Source organism: Aeromicrobium sp. REDSEA-S32_B7, from assembly GCF_001626145.1.
Lineage (GTDB): Bacteria > Actinomycetota > Actinomycetes > Propionibacteriales > Nocardioidaceae > Aeromicrobium > Aeromicrobium erythreum.
The window spans coordinates 1-2,630 of the sequence record NZ_LUNF01000005.1 but is presented as its reverse complement, the minus strand read 5'-3'; the positions used below and the strand labels follow the sequence as shown (position 1 = coordinate 2,630).

Genomic DNA, 2,630 nt, shown 5'->3' with positions numbered 1-2,630 from the left:
GCACGAGAAGAAGGTCAAGGAGCTCGAGGAGAACCTCGCCTCGCGCCAGGCCTTCCTCGACATGGCCAGGCGGGCCAGCGCCGACTTCTCCTGAGTGACGGTGGACCCACCCGTGGCTGGTCCACACGCACCGAGGGGCGGGGCCGATGCATCAACATCGACCCCGGCCCCACGGCAAGAGTTCAGAAGCAGGTGCCCGTCTGCGGGCTGCACATACCGGGCACGCCTCCTCCCCCAGGGTTGCCACGCCCAAAAGAACAGCAATGCTCGTGGCCGAGAACCGCTTCATCGTTGTCTCCTCTCAAGTGAAAACTGGCGATGAGCATTTACCCAGCTCCCACCGGTCCAAACGTCGTCTCCGGACTTCCTCGCCATCGTCGACATGCGCGACGACTACCCCGTGACGCGGTAGGCGTCGAAGACGCCAGGCACGTTGCGCACGGCCTTGATGACGTTGTCGAGGTGCTTGGCCTCGGCCATCTCGAAGGTGAACCTGCTCTTGGCCACCCGGTCGCGGGAGGTCTGCAGGTTGGCCGACAGGATGTTCACGTGCGCGTCCGAGAGCGCCATCGTGATGTCGGAGAGCAACCGCGCGCGGTCCAGCGCCTCGACCTGGATGTTGACCAGGAAGGTCGAGGACTCCGTGGGCGCCCACTCCACCTCGAGCAGCTTCTCGGGGCGTGACTCGAGGTCGCCGGCGTTGGTGCAGTCACGGCGGTGCACCGAGACTCCCCCGCCCTTGGTCACGAAGCCGAGGATCGGGTCGGGCGGCACCGGGGTGCAGCACTTGGCGAGCTTGACCCACAGGTCCGAGGCGCCCTTGACCACGACGCCGGCGTCGCCGTGCGAGGCGCTGCGCCGCGACCGGCGACCGGTGATCGTGACCGCCTCGGCGAGGTCCTCCTCGGCCCCGCCGGTGCCGCCGTGCAGGTCGATGACCTGCTTGACGACCGCCTGGGCGGAGAGGTTGTTCTCGCCGACCGCGGCGTAGAGCGAGGAGACGTCGCCGAGCTTGAAGTGCTCGGCCACGAGGTTCAGCGAGTCGTGGGTGAGCAGGCGCTTGAGGGGCAGGCCCTCCTTGCGCATGAGCTTGGCGATCTGCTCCTTGCCCTGCTCGATCGACTCCTCGCGCCGCTCCTTGGTGAACCACTGCCGGATCTTGGAGCGGGCACGGTTGGACTTCACGAAGCCCAACCAGTCCTGCGAGGGCGCGGCCGTCGGCGACTTGGAGGTGAAGACCTCCACGACGTCGCCGTTGTCGAGTGTGGACTCCAGCGGCACCAGTCGACCGTTGACGCGGGCGCCGATGGTGCGGTGACCGACCTCGGTGTGCACGGCGTAGGCGAAGTCGACCGGCGTCGATCCCGAGGGCAGCGCGATCACGTCGCCGCGCGGGGTGAAGACGTAGGTCTCCGCGCGGTTGATCTCGAAGCGCAGCGACTCCAGGAACTCCCCCGGGTCCTCGACCTCGTTCTGCCAGTCCAGCAGCTGCCGCACCCAGCTCATGTCGCCCGAGCCGGCGTCGGCGCGCTTCTCGGTGTCGACGCCGTTGCGGCCGTCCTCCTTGTACTTCCAGGGCGCGGCGACGCCGGACTCGGCGCGACGGTGCATCGCGAAGGTCCGGATCTGCATCTCCACGGCCTTGCCCTGCGGGCCGATCACGGTGGTGTGCAGCGACTGGTACATGTTGAACTTCGGCATCGCGACGTAGTCCTTGAAGCGCCCCAGCACCGGGTTCCAGCGCGAGTGCAGGACGCCGAGCACCGCGTAGCAGTCGCGGTCGTCGTCGACGAGGACCCGGATGCCGACCAGGTCGTAGATGTCGGAGAACTCCCGACCGCCCAGGATCATCTTCTGGTAGATCGAGTAGTAGTGCTTGGGTCGCCCCGTGACCTTGGCCTTGATGCGGGCCTCGCGCAGGTCGTTCTCGACCTGGCTGATGACCTCTGCCATGAACTGGTCGCGCGACGGGGCGCGCTCGGCGACCATCCGCACGATCTCGTCGTAGATCTTGGGGTGCAGGGTGGCGAACGCGAGGTCCTCCAGCTCCCACTTGATGGTGTTCATGCCGAGCCGGTGGGCCAGCGGCGCGTAGATGTCGAGGGTCTCCCGCGCGGTGCGCTCCTGGCTCTTCTGCGGGACGAACCGCAGGGTGCGCATGTTGTGGAGCCGGTCGGCCAGCTTGATGACCAGGACCCGGATGTCGCGCGACATCGCCACGATCATCTTGCGGATGGTCTCTGCCTGCGCCGAGTCGCCGTAGACGACCTTGTCGAGCTTCGTCACCCCGTCGACGAGCTGGGCGACCTCCTCGCCGAAGTCGGCGGTGAGCTGCTCGAGGGTGTAGGGCGTGTCCTCGACCGTGTCGTGCAGCAGGGCCGCCACCAGCACCGGCTCGGTCATGCCGATCCCCGCCAGGATCGTCGTCACGGCGAGCGGGTGGGTGATGTAGGGGTCGCCGCTCTTGCGCAGCTGCGTGGCGTGCAGCTCCTCGGCGGTGGCGTAGGCGCGCTCGAGGAGCGCCAGGTCCGCCTTGGGATGGTTGGCACGCACGGCCCTGAAGAGCGGCTCCAGCACCGGGTTGTGGGTCTGGGTCTTGGTGCCCATCCGAGCCAGGCGGGCGCGCATGG

The 2,630-nt window shown here is 67.7% G+C and carries 1 protein-coding gene; it reads right to left on the bottom strand.

The genetic code is table 11. The annotated features are described in order from the left end of the window. Positions 1-393 precede the first annotated feature (393 nt). Positions 394-2,628, bottom strand: coding sequence for a bifunctional (p)ppGpp synthetase/guanosine-3',5'-bis(diphosphate) 3'-pyrophosphohydrolase (locus A6Q79_RS00350; protein ID WP_317695239.1), 2,235 nt, complete (start codon positions 2,626-2,628; stop codon positions 394-396). Positions 2,629-2,630: the final 2 nt, after the last annotated feature.